Here is a 20,574-nt window from a genome sequence, read left to right on the forward strand (position 1 = left end):
GGTGGCGATAGTCTTAAGCAGCGCGGTAGGTGGCTGGCTTCAGGGCGAGTGGATTTCATCGTGGTGCGCCGTATCCGCCAGCGCGCCGATTTCCTGGCTTTCCAGCACGGCATAGGCGCTGCCGCAGAACAGCGAATTGAGCCGCTTCATATCGGCGATCAGCTCCAGGTGCAGCGAGCTGGTCTCGATGCTCTGCACCACCTGGCGGTGCAGGCGATTGACATGGGCGTGGGCCAGGCGCCGTTCCTGCGCGCGGAAACGGCGTTTTTCGCGCAACAGCTGGCGGGCGCTTTGGGCATCGCCGGAGAGGAACACCGAAAGGCCCAGCCGCAGGTTGGCCATCAGCTGCAGGTGCAGGCTGGCCAGCTCCTCCAGACCGCTGTCGGAGAACGCGTGGCGCTGGGCGGTTTTCTGATCCTGCACCTTGCCGAGCATGCGCTCGATGAGGTCGCCGGCCTGCTGCAGGTTGATGCTCAGCTCGATGATTTCCGCCCAGCGCCGGCGGTCATGCTCGCCCAACGCCTCGCCGGGCACCTGGGCGAGGTACAGTTTGACCGCACTGTAGAGCGCCTCGACATCGTCGCCCAGCCGCCGCAGCTCCTTGCTCGGCGCCGATTGCTGGCCGCGCAGCACCTGCAGCAGGTTGTCCAGCATGGTCTCGATCAGGTCGCCGATGCGCAGGGTTTCGCGTACCGCATTGGCCAGCGCCAGGCTTGGCGTTTCCAGTGCCGTCGCGTCGAGGTGCCGCGGCTTGGCCACGCCACTGTCCTGCGCCTGCTCGGGCAGCAGCCAATTGCAGAAGCGCGCCATGTGTCCGACGCTGGGCAACAGCAGCAGGCAGCGCAGGCTGTTGTAAAGCAGGTGAAAGCCGATCACCAACCCCTGCGGGCTGAGCTTCAGGCTGGCCAGCCAGTGCACCAGCGGGTTGAGCAGCGGCATGATCAGCAGCAGGCCGATCATCTTGTAGAGCAGGCTGCCGAGGGCGACCCGGCGTCCCGCCGGGGTCTGCATGCTGCTGCCGAGAAAGGCCAGGATGCCGCTGCCGATATTGGCGCCGATCACCAGGCCGATGGCCACCGGCAAGCTGATCAGCCCGGCACCGGCCAGCGTCGCGGTCAACAGCACCGCCGCCAGGCTGGAATAGGAAATCAGCGCGAACAGCGCGCCGACCAGCGCATCCAGCAGCAGGTCGCCGGTCAGCGAAGCGAACAGCACCTTGATGCCCTTGGCCTCGGTGATGGGCGTGGCGGCATCGACTATCAGCTCCAGTGCCAGAATGATCAGCCCGAGGCCGATCGCCACCCGCCCCAGCTGCCCGGCGCGGGTTTGCTTGCGCGAGAGGAAGAAGATCACCCCGAGGAAAATCAGCAGTGGCGACAGCCACGACAGGTCGAAGGTCAGCACCCGCGCCATCAAGGCCGTGCCGACATCGGCGCCGAGCATGATCGCCAGCGCCGGGGTCAGCGCCATCAAGCCCTGGGCGACGAACGAGGTGACCAGCAACGCCGTGGCATTGCTGCTCTGCACCAGCGCGGTGACGCCAATGCCGGCGGCAAAAGCCAGCGGCCGTTTGTTCATGTTGTGGCTGAGGATTTTACGCAGGTGCGAACCGTACACCCGCAGGATGCCGGTACGGACGATATGGGTGCCCCAGATCAGCAAGGCGACGGCAGACAGCAAATTCAGCAGGGTCAGCATCGCAGCGGCCTCCCTGGCAGCCTTCGGCATTGACGTGGGCGGCGCTCTGGCTCGGCAGCGATGGGTCGGGCGGGCGCCGCATGATTAGTGGGCAGGCGAGAGCGGGTACTTGTTGGATTATTTCTCGTCGGCCTGCCTTTAGCTTTAGTTGGCGATTGCCGCTGGCGCCAGCTTTATTCTGCCGGCGGCCGTGCTCGCGACATAACCTGTCGCCTGATCCCGCCGTGCCGGCCGAGCTGTTAACCTAGGCCGACTGACCGCAAGTGACCCCAGCCCATGCTCACGCTCTACCATGCCCCCGATCTGGAAACCCTCGGCGAGTTGGCCACGACGTTGCTGGCCCAGCCGCAGCGCGAGCCGTTTGCGCCGGCCCTGGTGGTGGTGCCGAGCCAGGGCATGGGCCGTTGGCTGACCCTGGAGCTGGCGCGCAAACAGGGCATCGCCATGCAGCTGGAGGTGCAGTTGCCGGCGAAATTCGTCTGGGACGTGTCGCGCCTGGTGCTCGGCCAGTTGCCGGAGCAGTCGGCGTTCTCGCCGACCACCCTGACCTGGCGGCTCTACGACTGGCTCTGCGCGCCGGACAATCTCGCCCGGGCGCCACGGCTGGCGCAGTACCTCGATGGCGGCGACGAGCGCCGACGCTTGTCGCTGGGCGCGCGGATCGCCGACGTATTCGACCAGTACCTGCTGTACCGTGACGACTGGCTGGCCGCCTGGGAGCGCAACGCGCTGCTTGACCTCGGCCCCGACGAAGGCTGGCAGGCGCTGCTCTGGCGCGAGCTGACCGCCGATGGCCACCCGCACCGGGCGCGGCTGCTGGAGGATCTGCTGCGGCGCCTGCACGACGACCAGCCCATCGCCGGCCTGCCCGAACGCCTGCTGGTATTCGGCATCAGCAGCCTGCCGCCGCACCATATGCGCGTGCTCGAAGGCCTGGCGCGGCATGTCGAGGTGGTGGTTTGTGCACTCAACCCGTGCCGCGAGGCCTGGGGCGATATTCGCGATATCCGCGAGCTGGCCCAGCAGCCCCCAAGCGCAGCGGGCGCTCAAGAGTTAAGCCCGGATGACTGGTACCTGGATGTCGGCCACCCGCTGCTGGCCAGTCTCGGCAAGCAGGGCCGCGATTTCTTCGATGCGCTGTTCGCCCTGACCGCCACCGAGGGCAGCCAGGAGGTCGGCCTCTATTCGGAAGACGCCGACCTGCACGACAGCTCCGTGCTGCGGGCCCTGCAAAACGACATTCTGCGCCTGCGTACCCGCCGGCCCGAGGAGCGCCTGGTGTTGCGTGCGGACGATCGCTCGCTGGAAGTGCATATCGCTCATTCGCCGCTGCGCGAAGTGGAAATCCTCCATGACCAGTTGCTCGCGCGCTTCGCCGCCGAGCCCGACCTGAGCCCCGATCAGGTGGTGGTGCTGACCCCGGATATCGAGCGTTACGCGCCCTATATCGAAGCGGTGTTCGCCTCGAAGCCCGGCGCCAGCCGCGAAGGCGCCCCACGCATTCCCTTCAGCCTGGCCGACCGCAGCCTGCGCGCCGAAGTGCCGCTGATCGAAGCCTTCCTCAACCTGCTGGCCCTGGAGCAAAGCCGCTTCACCGCCGAGGAAATCCTCACCTGGCTGGAACAGCCGGCGATTGCCGTGCGGGCCGGCATCGAAAATGAAGACCTGCCCCTGCTGCGCGACTGGCTGCGCGAAGCCGGTGTGCGCTGGGGTCGGGATGCCGGCCATCGGCAGCAGCTCGGCCTGCCGGCGGATGCGGCCTTTACCTGGCGCCAGGGCCTGGATCGCCTGCTGCTCGGCTTTGCCGCGCCGCCGCAACTGGCGGGCAACGCCGCCCCGCTGCTCGGCGACAGCTGGCCGCTGGACGCCCTGGAGGGTGGCCGTGCGCAACTGCTCGGGCGCCTGGCTGGCTTCGTCCAGCGTCTCTCCGGCCTGGCCGAAGACCTGCAACGGCCACGGCCGCTGGCGGCCTGGGCTGACACGCTGCAAGGGTTGATCGACAGCCTGTTCGATGAGCGCGAGGCCGGCGACACCCTGCTCCTGCTCAGCCAGGCCTGTGCGGCGCTGCGCAATCAGGCGCTGGCCGCCGGCATCGAGCGGCCATTGGAGCTGGCGCTGGTGCGTCAGCAACTCAGTGCGGCGCTGGAACAGGGCAGCGGTGCTTCCGGCTTCCTCACCGGTGCGGTGACCTTCTGCACCATGGTGCCGATGCGCAGCCTGCCGTTCCGCCTGGTCTGCCTGCTCGGCCTGGATGACGGCGCGCTGCCACGCCGCACCCCGGCCGCCGGTTTCGACCTGATCACCCAGCGGCCGCGACGCGGTGACCGCGCCCGGCGCCTGGATGACCGTTACCTGCTGCTGGAAATCCTGCTTTCGGCCCGCGACGCGCTGTACCTCAGCTACGTCGGCCGCGACCCGCGCAATAATGCCGTGCTGCCGCCTTCGGTATTGATCAGCGAGGTGCTGGAGGCGGTGGATTTGACCGCTCATGTCGACAGCGACCTTGAGCGTAGGCGCGGCATCGGCCGCGAAGCGGCAGACGACCAAGCGCCATCGCGGCTGCAGCCGCTCCCAGAGGTTCCAGCCAGCGCCCGGCTGATCTTCGCCCATCCGCTGCAACCCTTTGCGCCCGGTAACTTCGCGTCCGGCGCCCACAGCGGTTTCGCCGCCCCCTGGTTTCGCGCCGCCCAGCGCCTGGCCGCCGCGCCGCAACTGAGCCCGGCGCCTTTCGCCAGCCGCTTGCCCGAGCCGGATGCGGACTGGCTGAGCATCGAGCCGTCGCAACTGCTGCAATGCTTCCGGCATCCGGCGCGCTTCCTGCTGGAGCAGCGCCTGGGCCTGCGCCTGGCGGACCGCGAGGAGGCCCTGGCCAGCGATGAACCCTTTGCGCTGGAAGGCCCGGCCTGGCGCGGGCTGCGCCAGCTGGCGCTGGCGGCGGTCGAGCGCGACTGGTCGCCCACCGCGGAGCGTAACGTCGCCCGTGCCGCCGGCTGGTTGCCGCCCGGCGAGCTCGGCCAGGCCCTGTGGGGCAAGTTGCGCGGCCCGGTGCGGGCCTTCGCCCCACGGCTGTTCGAGGCGCGCCCAGAGGAGCAACCACAACCGCTGCTGGTGGATATCCAGCTGGCGGGCGTGCATATCCACGGCTGGCTGGAAGGTGTGACCAGCAGCGGCCTGTTCGACTGGCGCCTGAATGCGCCGAGCGCCTGGGACCTGCCGGCATTCTGGCTGCGCCACCTGCTGCTCAATCTCAGCGCCACGCCCGGCATCGCCCGCGAAAGCCTGCTGATTTCACCGCCCAGGGACTGGCAACTTGGCCCCCTGGCCAACCCGGCCGAACTGCTGGAACCCTGGCTGCAAGCCTACCGCGAGGCGCTGTGCGAGCCGTTGCCGGTGCTGCTGAAAAGCAGCTATGCCTTCGCCGAAGGCCTGCTCAAGCCCGGCAAGAAGGAACCCATCGAGGCGGCCCGCAGCAAGGCGCTGCTGGCCTGGGAGGGGGCGGATTTCAGCCCGCTCCCGGGTGAGTCCGAGGACCCCTGGCATGCCCTGGCGTTCCGTGACCGCGAGCCGCTCGGCGAACGTTTCGAACAACTGGCCGAGGCGCTGTTCGTGCCGGCGCTGCGAGCCCTGGCGGCGGATGAAGGGGACGACGAATGAGCCTCGACCTGCACACTTCCTCCTTCGCCGGCCGCTCCCTGATCGAGGCCAGCGCCGGCACCGGCAAGACCTGGACCCTGACGGCCTTGTACGCGCGGTTGTTGCTGGAGCGGCAGTTGAGCGTCGGGCAGATCCTGGTGGTCACTTACACCACCGCCGCCACCGCCGAATTGCGCGAGCGCATCCGCGCGCGGCTGGCGGAGTTGCTGGCGGTCTACGAAGGCACGCCGAGCCAGGACGATTTCCTGACCCGCCTGCATGCCCAATACCCCGGCGATGCTGCCCGCCGGCGTTTGCTGCTGGCGGTGCATGGTTTCGATGAGGCGGCGATTTTCACCATTCATGGTTTCTGCCAGCGCGCCTTGCAGGATGCCGCCTTCGAGGCCGGCGGCGACTTCGACAGCGAGTTGGCCAGCGATGACCGCGAAGTGCTCGACGCGCTGCTGACCGACGCCTGGCGTCACGAGCTGGCCGCCGCCGATCCGGCCTGGGCGCGCTTTCTGGCGAAGAAGAAAATCACTCCCGGCGGGTTGCGCCAGCGCTTGCGCCAGCACCTGGGCAAGCCCTACCTGCGGATCGAACCGCGGGAGGCCGGCGTGGCTGTCGGTGGTGGCGATGAACTGGCCGCCGCCAGCCAGGCCTGGTCTCACGCGGCCGAGCTCTGGCATGGCCAGGGTGACAGTTGGATCGAGCAGTTGCAGGCCCATGGCGGTCTCAGCCAGAGCACCCACAAGCTGACCAAGTTGCCGCTCTGGGCCGGCGAGCTGGACAGCTATTTCGCCGACCCCGCCGCGCTGTTCGACAAACCCGACGGCTTGATGAAGCTCGCCAGCAGCGCCCTGCACAAAGCCAGCAAAAAAGGCTTTGACGCGCCCAACAGTCCGGTAGCCGAGGCTTTCGAGGCCCTGGGCGAAGTCCTGGATGCCGCTGTGCCGGCCGGTGAACAACGCCTGATCGCCTTGCAGGTGCGCCTGCTTGACCAGCTCAATCAGGAATTGCCGGCCCGCAAGGCGGCCCAGCGCATGCTCGCTTTCGACGACCTGCTCAATCGTTTGAACGAGGCGTTGCACGGCCCGGCTGGCGACGACCTGGCGCTGACCCTGCGCAGCCGTTATCCGCTGGCGCTGATCGACGAGTTCCAGGACACCGACCCGGTGCAGTACGAGATTTTCAACAGCATCTACCCAGTAAGTCCGGGTGTAGCGAGCGACGTGCTGGCAAGGACAAATTCGCCGGGAGCGAATTTGGACCGCTCTGCTGGCCCGCAGGGTGAAGGTCAGGACGACCTTCACAAGGCTTCGAGCGAAGACCGAGACAGTACAAGTAGTACAGCGAAGTCTGAGCGAGAAACTGACGCAGGCAGCGCGTCGCGCAGTAGCCCGAGCCTCTGTTTCGTGGGTGACCCGAAGCAGGCCATCTATGCCTTTCGCGGTGCCGATCTGGCGACTTACCTCAAGGCCCGCGATGCCGCCGAGCGCTGCTACGACCTGCCCTTCAACTACCGCTCGATACCGGAGCTGATCGCCGCCCTCAACCTGCTGTTCGCCCGGCCGCAGCCCTTTGCCGAACACGGCCTGAGCTACCCGCCGGTGCGCGCCGGGGTCAAACCACGGCCGCAACTGGTGTTGCCGCGCGCGTGCTCTACCCAAGAGCGGGAGGCGCCCCTGGCGTTGGTCTGGCTGGGTGACGAGGAGCTGAACAAGGGCCGCGCCGACAGCCTGGTGGCCGTCGACAGCGCCCAGCGCATCGCCGGCCTGCTGGCCGCCAGCGCCCAGGGCCAGGCCTACTTCCTGAGCGGTGCCGAACGCACGCCGTTGAAAGGCGGCGACATCGCCGTGCTGGTGGCCAACCATCGCCAGGCCGCGGAGATCGCCGCCGAGCTGGTGGCCCGTGGCGTACCCAGCGTGCGCCGTGGCAACCAGAGCGTCTGGCACAGCGAGGAAGCCGGCGAACTGGCGGCGGTGCTGGCCGCCTATGCCGAGCCGGGCCGTGAAGGCGTGCTGCGTTATGCCTTGTCGACTCGCCTGCTGGGCCGTGACGCGCAGCAACTGGCGCGCTGTCAGGACGACGAACGGGCCTGGGATCGTGAGCGCGAGGACGCCGAACTCTATCACCAGTTGTGGCAGCAACAGGGCTTCATGCGCGCCTTTCGCGCCTGGCTCGATCAGGAGCAGGTCGCCGAACGCCTGCTCGCCGCGCCGGACGGCGAGCGGCGCTTGACCAACCTGCTGCACCTGGCCGAACTGCTGCAGGAAGAAAGCCAGCAGCGCCCCGGCCTCGAACCGCTGTTGGCCTGGCTGAATGCCCAGCGCGGCAGCGAAGGCGCCGCTGAAGATGCCCTGCTGCGCCTGGAAAGCGATGCCGAGCGGGTGCAGATCGTCACCATCCACACCAGCAAGGGGCTCGAGTACCCCCTGGTGTTCTGCCCTTACCTGTGGAACGGCAAGCTGCTCGGCAAGCACAAGGACAGCGCCACCTGCCACGACGAGCACGGCCAGCCGCTACTCGACCTGGGCAGCGCCAAGCTGGACGAGCACCTGCAGCGCGCCCGCCGCGAAGTGTTCGCCGAACAGCTGCGCCTCGCCTATGTGGCCCTGACCCGCGCCCGTGACCGCCTGTGGTTGCACTGGGGGCCGGTGGCGGTGCCGGCGCCGGTGAAAAAGACCGGGCTGCTGCCGGAAGAGGGCCTGCACAGCAGCGCCCTCGCCTGGCTGCTGCATGGCCGCGAGCTGGGCGGCGCGGATGCCCTCACCGAGCTGGCCGCGCACCTCAGCGAGCGCAGCGGCGCTAGCCTGCGTGACGAGCTGGATCAGTTGGTCGCGTCGAGTGCCGGCACTTTCGTCCGCCTGCCGCTGCTGCTCAGCGAAACCAGCGCCGCCGGCGAACAGCGCGCGCAGCCACCGGCTCGGCTGGCGCTGTTCGAGCGCAGTTTGCACAGTGCCTGGCGCATCGGCAGCTTCTCCGGCCTGGCCGCCGGCCTGCACATGGAGGCGCCGGATCGCGATGGCCTGGTGATGCCGGATGCCAGCGACCCGGGGGCCGGCTTCTTCGGCTTTCCCCGTGGCGCCCGTGCCGGGACCTGTCTGCACGCCGTGCTGGAGGACTGGGTGCGCGGCAAGGGCGAGCTGGCGCCGCTGGTGGAACACGCGCTGCAGACTCACGGCCTCTCTAGCGACTGGACCGAGCTGGCTGCCGCGCATCTGCAGTTGGTGCTCGACAGCGATCTGGATGGCCAGGGCCTGACCCTGGCCGCCCTCGCCCCGGCCCGGCGCCTGCCGGAACTGGGCTTTACCTTTCCGGTCGCCAACCTGGATGTGCAGCGCCTGCGGGTGATCCTGGCGGACCCGGCCCATGGCCTGGCCGCACCGATGCGCGACGCGGCGGCGCGGCTGGAGTTCGACGGCCTCAAGGGTTTCCTCAAGGGTTTTATCGACCTGACCTTCGAGCACCAGGGGCGCTGGTACATCGCCGACTACAAATCCAACTGGCTCGGCCCGGACGCCAGCTATTACGGCGGTGAGCGGCTGATCCAGGCCCTGGCCGGCGAGCATTACTACCTGCAATACCTGATTTATCTGGTGGCGTTGCGGCGTTTCCTGCGCCAACGCCTGGCGGATTTCAGCGCTGACCAGTTGGGCGGCGCCTATTACCTGTTCCTGCGTGGCATGCCGAGCGCCGGGGTGTATTTCTCGCGCCCGGCCGACGCGTTGCTGGATGCGCTCGACACGCTGTTTGAGGAGGGCGTTTGATGAGCCTGTCTGCCCTGCCCCTCGGCCCACTGGAACGGGCTTTCGTCGATAGCCTGCAACGCCTCGAGCCCCAGGCCGGCGAAGCCGTGCTGGCGGCGGCCGCGTTGACCTGCGGGGCGCTGGTCGAGGGCGACGTCTGCCTGCCCTTGCGCCGTTGGGCCGGGCAACGGGCCTGGCCGGAGGTGGGCGGCGGACTGCTCCTGCCGGCCCTGGCCGATTGGCGCGAGCAGCTCGCGGCGGCGTCCCTGGTCGGTCTGCCCGGCGCGTTTGCGCCGCTGATCCTGGATGGCGAACGGCTCTACCTGGCGCGCTATCACGCCTACGAAACCCAGTTGGCCGAGCAACTGCTGGCTCGTGGGGCGGCGACCCCGGAGATCGACGAGGCGCTGTTGGCCGACGGCCTGGCCCGCCTGTTCGCCCGCAACAGCGGCCAGGCCGGGCCGGATTGGCAGCGCCTCGCCGCGGCCCAGGCGGTCCGTCGCAACCTGGCGGTGATCTCCGGCGGCCCCGGTACCGGCAAGACCAGTACCGTGGTGCGCCTGCTCGCCGCGCTGCTCGAGCAGCCGGGTGGCGAGCGCCTGGCCATCGGCCTCGCCGCGCCCACCGGCAAAGCCGCGGCGCGCATGGCCGAGGCGATTCGTACGGCCAAGGCCGAGCTGCCGGTCAGTGACGCGATCAAGGCGGCGCTGCCGGACGAGGCGCGCACCCTGCACCGTCTGCTCGGCAGCCGTGGCGACAGCCCGCGGGTACGGCACCACGCCGCCAGCCCGCTGCCGCTGGATGTGCTGGTGGTGGACGAGGCCTCAATGGTCGACCTGGCGCTGATGGCCAAGCTGGTCGATGCCCTGCCCACCCACGCGCGGCTGATCCTGCTCGGCGACAAGGACCAGCTGTCCGCCGTCGAGGCTGGCGCGGTCTTCGCCGAGTTATGCGAGGGCAGCGGTTTCGATCGGCAAACCGCCGCCGCCTTGCAGCGCCTGACCGGGCAGCAGGTGGCGGTGCAGCCGCCGCGTTCCAGGCTCGGCGATGCCGTGGTGTTGCTGACCCACAGTCACCGCTTCGCCGGCGACAGCGGCATCGGCCAGTTGGCGCAGCGCATCAACAGTGGCGACGTGGCCGGAACCCTGAATCTGCTCAAGGAAGGGCGCGCCGATCTGGCCTGGCAATCCGAGCCCGCCCCGGCAGCCCTGCTCGAGCGTCTCGAGCAGGGTTATGCACCCTATCTGGCCGCCGCCCGCGGTGGCGATCCGGCAACGGCCTTCGAGGCCTTCAACGCTTTTCGCGCCCTCACCGCCCAGCGGCAGGGGCCTTGGGGCGTGGCCGGGATCAACGAAGCGCTGGAGGCGCGGATCAAGCGCCGTTTCAGCCTGCCCAGCCGCGAGCGCTGGTACCCCGGCCGGGCGGTGATGGTGCGTCAGAACGATTACGCCCTTGGCCTGTTCAATGGCGATATCGGTATCTGCCTGGCCGGCGAGCAGGGCCTGCGGGTCTATTTCGAGAGCGCCGGCGAGGTCGAGCACGGTTTCCGGCCCTTCTCGCCCGCCCGCCTGCCCAGCCACGATAGCGCCTTCGCCATGACCGTGCATAAAAGCCAGGGTTCGGAATTCAGCGAAGTGCTGCTGGCCCTGCCGGAGAGCTCAAGCCCACTGCTGACCCGCTCGCTGCTCTACACCGGTATCACCCGCGCCAAGCGCAAGGTCGAGCTCTGGGCCTTGCCGGCCCGCCTCGCCGAGGCGGTCAGTACCCGCGCCGAGCGAGCGGCCGGCCTGGCCGAGCGCTTGGCGTCGAGCCCGGCGCCGGCCGAGTCGTCCGGCTCGGCGGCTGTGGCGCAGGGCTGCGACCAGCTCAGCTTGTTTTGATCCGGGTCGGCATGGGCGCCAATCGCGGGCACAATTTTTATGCTGGCCTTTAATCTAATTGTCATATTCGGTTCATAGAGTGTTCATACGGCCTGCAGATACTTGGGCCCGATCCATCACAACCCTATCCTGCTAGGAGCAAGGCATGAAACTGAAGCGTTTGATGGCGGCCCTGACTTTTGTCGCCGCTGGCGTCGCCACCGCAAGCGCGGTTGCCGCTGTTGACCCGGCTATTCCGGCTTACACCAAGATCACAGGCGTTTCCGGCAACCTGTCCAGCGTCGGTTCTGACACCTTGGCTAACCTGATGACCCTGTGGGCCGAGGAGTACAAGCGTCAGTACCCGAACGTCAACATCCAGATCCAGGCTGCCGGCTCCTCCACTGCACCACCCGCGCTGACCGAAGGCACCGCCAACCTGGGCCCGATGAGCCGCAAGATGAAGGACGTCGAGCTGCAGGCGTTCGAAGAGAAGTACGGCTACAAGCCAACTGCCGTGCCGGTAGCGGTCGATGCCCTGGCTGTATTCGTGCATAAAGACAACCCGATCAAGAGCCTGTCCATCGAGCAAGTGGATGGCGTGTTCTCCGCCACTCGCCTGTGCGGCGGTTCGAACGCCAAGACCTGGGGTGACCTGGGCCTGACCGGTGACCTGGCGGAAAAGCCGATCCAGCTGTTCGGTCGTAACTCGGTATCCGGCACCTATGGCTACTTCAAGGAAGAAGCCCTGTGCAAAGGCGACTTCAAGGGCAACGTCAACGAGCAGCCGGGTTCCGCCTCGGTGGTGCAGTCGATCAGCCAGTCGCTGAACGGCATCGGTTACTCCGGCATCGGCTACAAGACCGCCAGCGTCAAGGCTGTCGCGCTGTCGAAAAAAGGCGGCGAAGCCTTTGATGCCACCGAAGAGAACGCCCTGAGCGGCAAGTACCCGCTGTCGCGCTTCCTGTTCGTTTACGTCAACAAGGCACCGAACAAGCCGCTGGCTCCGCTGGAAGCCGAGTTCGTGAAGTTGGTGCTGTCGCAAGCCGGTCAGCAAGTTGTGGTCAAAGACGGCTACATCCCGGTTCCAGCCAAAGTGGCTGAGAAGACGCTGAAAGAGCTGGGCCTGTAACAGGCTCGGGGCTGAGGCGGCCGGATTGGCTGCCTCGGCATGAATGCTCAAGCGCGGCTGGGTGATCCCTGGTCGCGCATTTCGCAGGCCCGCTACTGGTGTTACTGGTCGGCGGGTTTTTTGCGTCTCCGCTTTGTCATGTTTCTGTAATAAAGAGCCGCTAGGGTGTGCGCATGAACGATTTGGCAAACTCCACCATGACTGCAAATTCCCCTCCGGTGCGGATTGATTTCAATACGCCCGAACTCAAGCGCAAGCGCCGCATGCGTGCGCTCAAAGACCGGCTGACCCGATGGTACGTGCTGGTTGGCGGTCTCGCTGTGCTGGCCGCGATCACGCTGATTTTCTTCTACCTCGCGTATGTGGTGATGCCACTGTTCCAGGGTGCCGAGCTGACTGCCAGGAAAGTGCAGAGCCCAGCCTGGTTGCAGGATATCGGCAAGCCGCTGCTGATCACCATCGAAGAGCAGAACCAGGTCGCCATGCGCGTTTCCGCCAAGGGCGAGGTGATGTTCTTTGCCGCGAAAAACGGTGCAGAGCTCAAGCGCGTCAGCTTGCCGCTGCCGGCCGGTGCTGAAGTCACCTCGCTCAGCCAGGAGCAGCCCGGGACCAATTTGGTCGTGCTGGGCTTGTCGAATGGTCAGGCCTTGGTCTTCAAGCACGTTTACAAAGTGACCTACCCGGACAACAAAAAAACCATCAGTCCGCAGATCGATTACCCCTATGGACAGGCGCCGTTGAGCGTCGATCCGCAGGGTCGCGCGCTTGAACACATCAGCCTCAGCCTGAATTCCGGAACCCTGTTGCTCGGTGCCTCCAGCGGCAAGGAACTGCACCTGCTGTCGATGGCGCAAGAAGAGAACATGATGACCGGCGAGGTCACGCTGACGGAGGAGCGCATCGCTCTGCCGCAGATCGCCGAACCGATCAAGGCGCTGTATATCGACCCGCGTCAGCAATGGTTGTATGTGCTCAACGGCCGGGCCCAGGCGGATGTCTACAGCCTGCGCGAGCGCTCGCTGAATGGTCGCTACAAACTGTTTGAAGATGCCGACACCGAACTCACCGCCAGCACCCAGTTGCTCGGTGGCATTTCGTTGCTCATCGGTAACAACAAAGGCGGCATCGCCCAGTGGTTCATGGCCCGCGACCCGGATGGTCAGCCACGCCTGAAGCACATTCGCGACTTCCAGCTGGGTACTGCGCCGGTCATCCAGATCAATCCGGAAGAGCGCCGCAAGGGCTTCGTCGCGCTGGATGCCAGCGGCAAGCTGGGGGTGTTCCATAGCACCGCGCATCGCACCCTGCTGATTGAACCGGTGGTCGAGGGCGCGGGCATGCTGGCCCTGTCGCCACGCGCCAACCGCTTGCTGGTCGAGTCCGACAACACCTTGCAACCGCTGACCTTGCGCAACCCGCACCCGGAAGTCTCCTTCAGCGCGCTGTGGGGCAAGGTCTGGTACGAGAGTTACGACGAGCCCAAGCACATCTGGCAATCGACAGCCGCCAACACCGAGTTCGAGCCCAAACTGAGCCTCGCGCCACTGACTTACGGCACGCTGAAAGCCGCCTTCTACGCCATGTTGCTGGCGGCACCGCTGGCGATTGCCGCGGCGATCTACACCGCCTACTTCATGGCCCCGCGCATGCGCCGCAAGGTCAAGCCGGTGATCGAGTTGATGGAGGCGATGCCGACGGTGATTCTCGGTTTCTTCGCCGGCCTGTTCCTGGCGCCGTATGTCGAAGGGCACCTGCCGGGGATTTTCAGCCTGTTGATCCTGACCCCGATCGGCATCCTGCTGGCTGGCTGGTTGTGGAGCCGGTTGCCGGAGTCGATCCGCCTGCGGGTACCGGAAGGTTGGGAAGCCCTGACCCTGATCCCGGTGGTGCTGTTGGTCGGCGCGCTGGCGCTGGGTATGAGCCCACACCTGGAAAACTGGTTCTTCAACGGCGATATGCGCTTGTGGATTTCCAATGACCTGGGCATCACCTACGACCAGCGCAACGCCTTGATCGTCGGCCTGGCGATGGGCTTTGCGGTGATCCCGAACATCTACTCGATTGCCGAAGACGCCGTGTTCAGCGTGCCGCGCAGCCTGACCCTGGGCTCCCTGGCGCTCGGCGCGACGACGTGGCAGACCATGACGCGGGTGGTGATCCTGACCGCCAGCCCAGGGATCTTCTCGGCGCTGATGATCGGCATGGGCCGTGCTGTCGGCGAGACCATGATCGTGCTGATGGCCACCGGCAACACCCCGGTCATGGAAATGAACCTGTTCGAAGGCATGCGCACCCTGGCCGCCAACGTGGCGGTGGAAATGCCCGAGTCCGAAGTCGGCGGCAGCCATTACCGCGTGTTGTTCCTCTCCGCGCTGGTGTTGCTGATGTTCACCTTCGTGATGAACACCATGGCCGAATTGATCCGTCAGCGCCTGCGCAAGAAATACGCGGCGCTATAAAACACGGCCTCCACAGGAGGCCCATTTGATGGCCCTCGCCCCTCGGGGAGAGGGTGGCCCGTAGGGTCGGGATAGGGTTGCCTCGGCTTGCATGGGCACCCTCTCCCCCAGCCCCTCTCCGTGAAACGAGGGGGGAGAACTGCAACCAAGGTAGAACTGTCGTGAAACAGAATTCTCTAAAAAGCTGGTTCAAGAGTGGTTCGCCGGGTATCTGGCTGAGCGGTGGTGCGGTGTCGATCTCGGTGATCATGACCCTGGGTCTGTTGCTGGTGATCGCCGTGCGCGGCCTCGGCCATTTCTGGCCGGCGGACCTGCTGCAAGCGCGCTATGAAGTGCCGGGAAACGCGGTACACACCCTCATCGGCGAAGTGGTGCAGGCCGAAGAAGTGCCGCGCGCCCGCCTCAAAGGGGCCGGCTTGCCAGTGCCGGAGCAGGGCCCGGAGTTCATGACCCGCGAGCTGATCAAGGTCGGCAACCGTGACGTGTACGGCAGCGACTTCACCTGGGTGGTCGGCGAATGGCTGGTTGGGCACAGCAAGCCGGCTGAGCTGATGACCCTGGAGCGCCGCGAGTGGGGCAACTTCTACGGCTATCTGGTCAGCGTCAAGGAGCAGGGCAAGGTGATTGCCGAAGGCGAGGCCGGCTGGCCGACGCTGCAGGAGCGAATTGCCCGCGTCGTCGGCCTGGCCAAGCAGCTGAGCACGCTCGAGAAGAAAGACATTGGCGCGATCAACCATGAGCTCGAACGTCTGCGGCTGAAAACGCGCGAGCTGGAGCTGAGCGGCCAGTTGGACGCGGCCGCGCAGGCCGATATCGACGCCGAGCGCGCCGAGTTCGATGCGCAATACAAGGCGCTGGAAGGCAGGCTGCTCGAGCTGCACCAGGCGGTCGATCGCGACAGCATCGTGGTCCGCGAGGCCGATGGCAAAGAACTGGAAATCAGCCTGGGCAAGATCGTCCACGCCTACCAGCCGAATGCCATGGGTGTGTTCACCAAGATCGGCATGTACTTCAGCAAGCTGTGGGAATTCCTCAGCGACGACCCGCGTGAAGCCAACACTGAAGGCGGCATCTTCCCGGCGATTTTCGGTACCGTGATGATGACCCTGATCATGGCCATCATCGTCACCCCGTTCGGCGTGCTGGCGGCCGTCTACCTGCGTGAATATGCGCGCCAGGGCCCGCTGACCCGGGTGATCCGCATCGCGGTGAACAACCTCGCCGGGGTTCCGGCGATCGTTTACGGCGTGTTCGGCCTGGGCTTCTTCGTCTATGTGCTGGGCGGCTCGATCGACCAGCTGTTCTTCCCCGAAGCCTTGCCGGCGCCGACCTTTGGTACGCCGGGGCTGCTGTGGGCCTCGCTGACCCTGGCGATCCTCGCCGTGCCGGTGGTGATCGTGGCCACCGAAGAAGGCCTGGCGCGGATTCCGCGGGCCGTACGCGAAGGCTCCCTGGCACTCGGTGCAACCAAGGCCGAAACGCTGTGGAAAGTGGTGCTGCCAATGGCCAGCCCGGCGATGATGACCGGCATGATCCTCGCCGTGGCGCGTGCCGCCGGTGAAGTGGCGCCGCTGATGCTGGTGGGTGTGGTGAAACTGGCGCCGTCGCTGCCGGTGGATGGCAACTACCCGTACCTGCACCTGGATCAGAAGATCATGCACCTGGGCTTCCATATCTATGACGTCGGCTTCCAGAGCCCCAACGTCGAGGCGGCACGGCCGCTGGTGTATGCCACCGCCTTGCTGCTGGTGCTGGTGATCGCCGGGCTGAACTTGTCCGCCGTGGCCATCCGTAACCACCTGCGCGAGAAGTACAAGGCGCTGGATCATTGAGTGATTTTTAGGCTGGATAACGCTGTTGTTATCCAGCGCTGGCAACGACTGATCGGTGGACAAAACGCTGGTGCGCTCTGTCCACCCAACGCAAACGAAGCATTGAGGTTCCTCCATGCAGCATGAAGCCCAGCCACACGGCATCAACATCTCTGCCCTTGGCCGTGAAAAACAGAATCTGCAACTGGCTGAAGAAGCCGTGACCCTCGAAGTGCCTGGCCTGAGCCTGTTCTACGGCGAGAAGCAGGCGCTCTACGACGTCAAACTGAATATCCCCAAGCAGCGCGTCACCGCCTTCATCGGTCCGTCCGGTTGCGGCAAGTCGACCCTGCTGCGTTGCTTCAACCGCATGAACGACCTGGTCGACGGTTGCCGAGTGGAAGGCGAGATCAACCTGGACGGCAACAACATCTATCGCAAAGGCGAAGATGTGGCCGAGTTGCGTCGCCGCGTCGGCATGGTGTTCCAGAAGCCCAACCCGTTCCCCAAGAGCATCTACGAGAACGTCGCCTACGGCCTGCGTATCCAGGGCATCAACCAGAAACGCGTGCTCGATGAAGCAGTCGAGTGGGCGCTCAAGGGCGGCGCGTTGTGGGACGAGGTCAAGGACCGTCTGCATGAGTCGGCGCTCGGCCTCTCCGGTGGTCAGCAGCAACGTCTGGTGATCGCCCGGACCATCGCCGTTTCGCCGGAAGTGCTGCTGCTCGACGAACCCTGCTCGGCACTCGACCCGATCTCGACCCTGAAAGTCGAAGAGCTGATCTACGAGTTGAAATCCAAGTACACCATCGTCATCGTGACCCACAACATGCAGCAGGCGGCGCGGGTTTCCGATTACACGGCGTTCATGTACATGGGCAAACTGATCGAGTTCGGCGATACCGATACCCTGTTCACCAACCCGGCCAAGAAGCAGACCGAAGATTACATCACCGGTCGCTACGGCTAGATCAGGCAGTAGTTCCCACTCCCCTTGGGGCGTGGGTTAGGGAGCGGGGACAGGGGCCAATACCCTTTCCCCAGCCCTCTCCCTGAAGGGAGAGGGCGCAAAAGCGGCCACTACAGGATTCTCCGAGATGATCAGCAAAGACAGCCTTACTCATCACATTTCCCAGCAGTTCAACGCCGAGCTGGAAGAAGTGCGCAGTCACCTCCTGGCCATGGGTGGCCTGGTCGAGAAGCAGGTCAACGACGCGGTGACCGCGCTGATCGACGCCGACTCTGGGCTGGCTCAGCAGGTGCGCGAGATCGATGACCAGATCAACCAGATGGAGCGCAACATCGACGAGGAGTGCATCCGCATCCTCGCCCGCCGCCAGCCGGCCGCTTCCGACCTGCGCCTGATCATCAGCATCTCCAAGTCGGTGATCGACCTTGAGCGTATCGGCGACGAAGCCACCAAGATCGCCAAGCGTGCCATCCAGCTCTGCGAAGAAGGCGAAGCGCCACGCGGCTACGTCGAGGTGCGGCATATCGGCGACCAGGTGCGCAAAATGGTCCAGGAGGCGCTGGATGCCTTCGCTCGTTTCGACGCCGATCTGGCGCTGTCGGTGGCCAAGTACGACAAGACCATCGACCGCGAATACAAGACCGCATTGCGCGAGCTGGTGACCTACATGATGGAAGACCCGCGTTCGATCACGCGGGTGCTGAGCATCATCTGGGTGCTGCGTTCGCTGGAACGCATCGGCGATCACGCGCGCAACATCGCCGAGTTGGTGATCTACCTGGTACGCGGCACCGACGTGAAGCACCTCGGCCTGGCGCGGATGGAAGAGGAAGTGCTCGGCAGCGCCGATAGAACCAAAGACAACTGAGTTCACGCGTTGCGACGACGCCCGGCCCTGTGCCGGGCGTCATGCTTTCAGCCCGTCGCTGACGTACGCAGCGGCGGCAAATGTCGCGCTTCGGCAATCCAGCTTGGCTATTGGCCAGCGGCCAGGGCTATGCTTAGCACCATTCGTGGAATGGAGTGGCCGATGAGCAAAGTCAGTGTGTTGGTGGTGGACGACGCGCCGTTTATCCGTGACCTGGTGAAGAAGGGCCTGCGCAACTTTTTTCCAGGCATTCAGATCGAAGAGGCGGTTAACGGCCGCAAGGCCCAGCAACTGCTCGTGCGGCAAAGCTTCGACCTGATTCTCTGCGATTGGGAAATGCCCGAGCTGTCCGGCTTGGAACTGCTCAGCTGGTGCCGCGAGCAGGACAGTCTGAAAAGCGTGCCGTTCATCATGGTCACCAGCCGTGGCGACAAGGAAAACGTGGTGCAGGCGATCCAGGCCGGGGTTTCCGACTTTATCGGTAAACCGTTCAGCAACGAGCAGCTGATCACCAAGGTCAAGAAAGCCCTGACCCGTGCCGGCAAGCTGGAGGCATTGATCGCCAACGCGCCGGCCAAGCCGATGAGCTCGGCGTTCGCCAACGATTCGCTGTCGGCCCTCACCGGCGGCAAGGCCGATGTCATCAAGCCCAGCCCGGCGCCGGCCGGCAGCCAGTCACCGCTGGCGGCCCCGGTCGCCTCGGCCAAATCCGCCGCCCAGGCGCCCGGCGGCCGTGGCCAGGGGCAGTTGCGTCTACCCAGCGGTAACCTGGCGTGCGTGATCAAGGCCCTGAGCCTGAAGGAGGCCTTGCTGCTGGTGAAGCGGGCGGAACCGCTGCCGCAAGTGCTGGAAAGCGCGGTACTCGATCTTGAGCAGGGTGACGGCGGCGAAGTGGCGCGCCTGAACGGCTACCTGCATTCCGTCGCCGCGTTCGAGCCCAAGCCCGACAGCGAGTGGCTGCAACTGAATTTCCGCTTCGTCGATCGCGATCCGCAGAAGCTCGATTACCTGTCGCGCCTGATCGCGCGCGGCACCGTGCAGAAACACTTCGTGCCCGGCGCGTAGGGCGGGTCAGCCGCGCAGCGGCGTAACCCACCAACTGGCCCGCAGGGCCGGCGCTTTCCCCGGCATTTGGTGGGCTGCGAGCTTCGTCACAGCCTGACCGCCGGTATCTCGCTTGCGGTCAGGCGCGCTGCTAGTCTTACCCACTCGGATACCCATAACCATAAGAATTGTGCAGTTATGCTAGGGCGCTTTTTCCTACTCTGTGGTCTGCTCGCCGCCGCCGGTCCGGCTGCGGCCCTGACCATCTACAAGTACACCGACGCCAATGGTGTGGTGACCTACACCGACAAGGCCGCGGCAGGCGCGCAGGTGTTCGTTTTCCGCGACCGCATGGTCGAGCGCCTGGATCTACAGGTGAAGCTGGAAACCAAGAAACACGACGCCGGCGAAACGCTGCTGGTGCGCAATGACCTGTATGCGCCGGTCGAGGTGCAGCTGAGTTTTACCGGGGTGGACAACGCCCTGGGCGCGCCGGACGAGCCGATCCGCTGGGTGCTGCCAGCGCGCAGCAAGATCCGCCTGGCGACCCTCGCTCCCAAGGACCCGAACAAGCCGCTGCGCTACACACCGAAACTGCGCACCGCCCTCGGTGACCCGCGCCTGCAACCGCTGCTCTACGATTATCCGCTGCCCTGGCGGGGCGGGCCGTTCCGCATGACCCAGGGGGCGAATGGCAAATACAGCCACTTCACCCCGAAAGGCCGTTACGCCATCGACATCGCCATGCCGGAAGGCACGCTGATCGTCTCGGCGCGCAGCGGTGTGGTGGTGAAAACCGAAAATGGCCAGAGCGGGCGTGGCAACAACCCGTCCGGCAACTATGTGCGCATCCTGCATGACGACGGCACCATGGGCGTCTACCTGCACCTGATGCGCAGCTCGGTGCTGGTCAGCGAAGGCCAGCGCATCGACCTCGGCACGCCACTGGCGCGCTCCGGCAATACCGGCAACAGCAGCGGCCCGCACCTGCACTTCGTGGTGCAGCGCAACGTCGGCCTGGCACTGGAGTCGATTCCCTTCGACTTCGCCCAGCCGGTCAACAGCCTGCCGAACTTCGCCGTCGGCGGCGACTGAGGCAGCGGGCGTCGCTCCGAGAGCCGATCAGCTTCGAGCGCTCAGCCGTGCTGCTTGCGTGAGCTGACTCCGTTAGGCGAGCGCCGTGGGGTTCGCGGCATTATCTAATTTGTCGCGCCTGCAGCTAAAAAACCTATAGCCAAAGCCTTCTGCCATGCGGGCTCTGCGCTTCCCGTGCGGGCAGCTTTTTCCTAGCCAGCGACTACAAAAATCATAATTTCGCGAATCCCTGGTTCTGAACAGAATGCGGCCAACA

At 65.7% G+C, this 20,574-nt stretch carries 11 protein-coding genes; 10 read left to right on the plus strand and 1 reads right to left on the minus strand.

The genetic code is table 11. The annotated features are described in order from the left end of the window. Positions 1 to 39: 39 nt before the first annotated feature. A complete protein-coding gene (locus tag AC3IYG_RS00690; protein ID WP_489311811.1) occupies positions 40 to 1,698 on the minus strand; it encodes a Na/Pi cotransporter family protein in 1,659 nt (552 codons plus the stop codon). Positions 1,699 to 1,974: 276 nt separating this feature from the next. Between AC3IYG_RS00690 and recC the strand changes: the two genes are divergently transcribed. The 10 genes from recC (at position 1,975) to AC3IYG_RS00740 (ending at position 20,318) form a co-directional block, all read left to right on the plus strand. Next, positions 1,975 to 5,352, plus strand: coding sequence for an exodeoxyribonuclease V subunit gamma (gene recC / locus AC3IYG_RS00695; protein WP_489311812.1), 3,378 nt, complete (start codon positions 1,975 to 1,977; stop codon positions 5,350 to 5,352). Continuing rightward, the gene (locus AC3IYG_RS00700) at positions 5,349 to 9,101 is read left to right on the plus strand and encodes a UvrD-helicase domain-containing protein (RefSeq protein WP_489311813.1); all 3,753 of its coding nucleotides are present in this window, start codon (positions 5,349 to 5,351) and stop codon (positions 9,099 to 9,101) included. Before recC ends, AC3IYG_RS00700 begins: the two co-directional genes overlap by 4 nt. Further along, positions 9,101 to 10,960 (plus strand): exodeoxyribonuclease V subunit alpha, encoded by a 1,860-nt coding sequence (gene recD, locus AC3IYG_RS00705; protein WP_489311814.1) that lies wholly within the window; start codon positions 9,101 to 9,103, stop codon positions 10,958 to 10,960. The genes AC3IYG_RS00700 and recD overlap by 1 nt, the downstream gene beginning before the upstream one ends. A gap of 145 nt (positions 10,961 to 11,105) precedes the next feature. Then, positions 11,106 to 12,071, plus strand: coding sequence for a phosphate ABC transporter substrate-binding protein PstS family protein (locus AC3IYG_RS00710; RefSeq protein WP_489311815.1), 966 nt, complete (start codon positions 11,106 to 11,108; stop codon positions 12,069 to 12,071). Between the two features lie 173 nt (positions 12,072 to 12,244). Beyond that, positions 12,245 to 14,530, plus strand: coding sequence for an ABC transporter permease subunit (locus AC3IYG_RS00715; protein WP_489311816.1), 2,286 nt, complete (start codon positions 12,245 to 12,247; stop codon positions 14,528 to 14,530). Positions 14,531 to 14,691: 161 nt separating this feature from the next. Then, positions 14,692 to 16,362, plus strand: a complete 1,671-nt coding sequence (gene pstA, locus AC3IYG_RS00720; RefSeq protein ID WP_489311817.1) for a phosphate ABC transporter permease PstA — start codon at positions 14,692 to 14,694, stop codon at positions 16,360 to 16,362. A 115-nt stretch (positions 16,363 to 16,477) separates the two neighbouring features. Further along, entirely contained in the window at positions 16,478 to 17,311 is an 834-nt protein-coding gene (gene pstB, locus AC3IYG_RS00725; protein ID WP_489311818.1) for a phosphate ABC transporter ATP-binding protein PstB, read from the plus strand. A 127-nt stretch (positions 17,312 to 17,438) separates the two neighbouring features. Next, the gene (gene phoU / locus AC3IYG_RS00730) at positions 17,439 to 18,179 is read left to right on the plus strand and encodes a phosphate signaling complex protein PhoU (protein WP_489311819.1); all 741 of its coding nucleotides are present in this window, start codon (positions 17,439 to 17,441) and stop codon (positions 18,177 to 18,179) included. 162 nt (positions 18,180 to 18,341) lie between these two features. Next, positions 18,342 to 19,244, plus strand: coding sequence for a response regulator (locus AC3IYG_RS00735; protein WP_489311820.1), 903 nt, complete (start codon positions 18,342 to 18,344; stop codon positions 19,242 to 19,244). A 177-nt stretch (positions 19,245 to 19,421) separates the two neighbouring features. Then, positions 19,422 to 20,318, plus strand: coding sequence for a peptidoglycan DD-metalloendopeptidase family protein (locus AC3IYG_RS00740; protein ID WP_489311821.1), 897 nt, complete (start codon positions 19,422 to 19,424; stop codon positions 20,316 to 20,318). The last annotated feature ends 256 nt before the right edge of the window (positions 20,319 to 20,574 follow it).

It is taken from the genome of Pseudomonas sp. KH_027 (genome assembly GCF_057838565.1).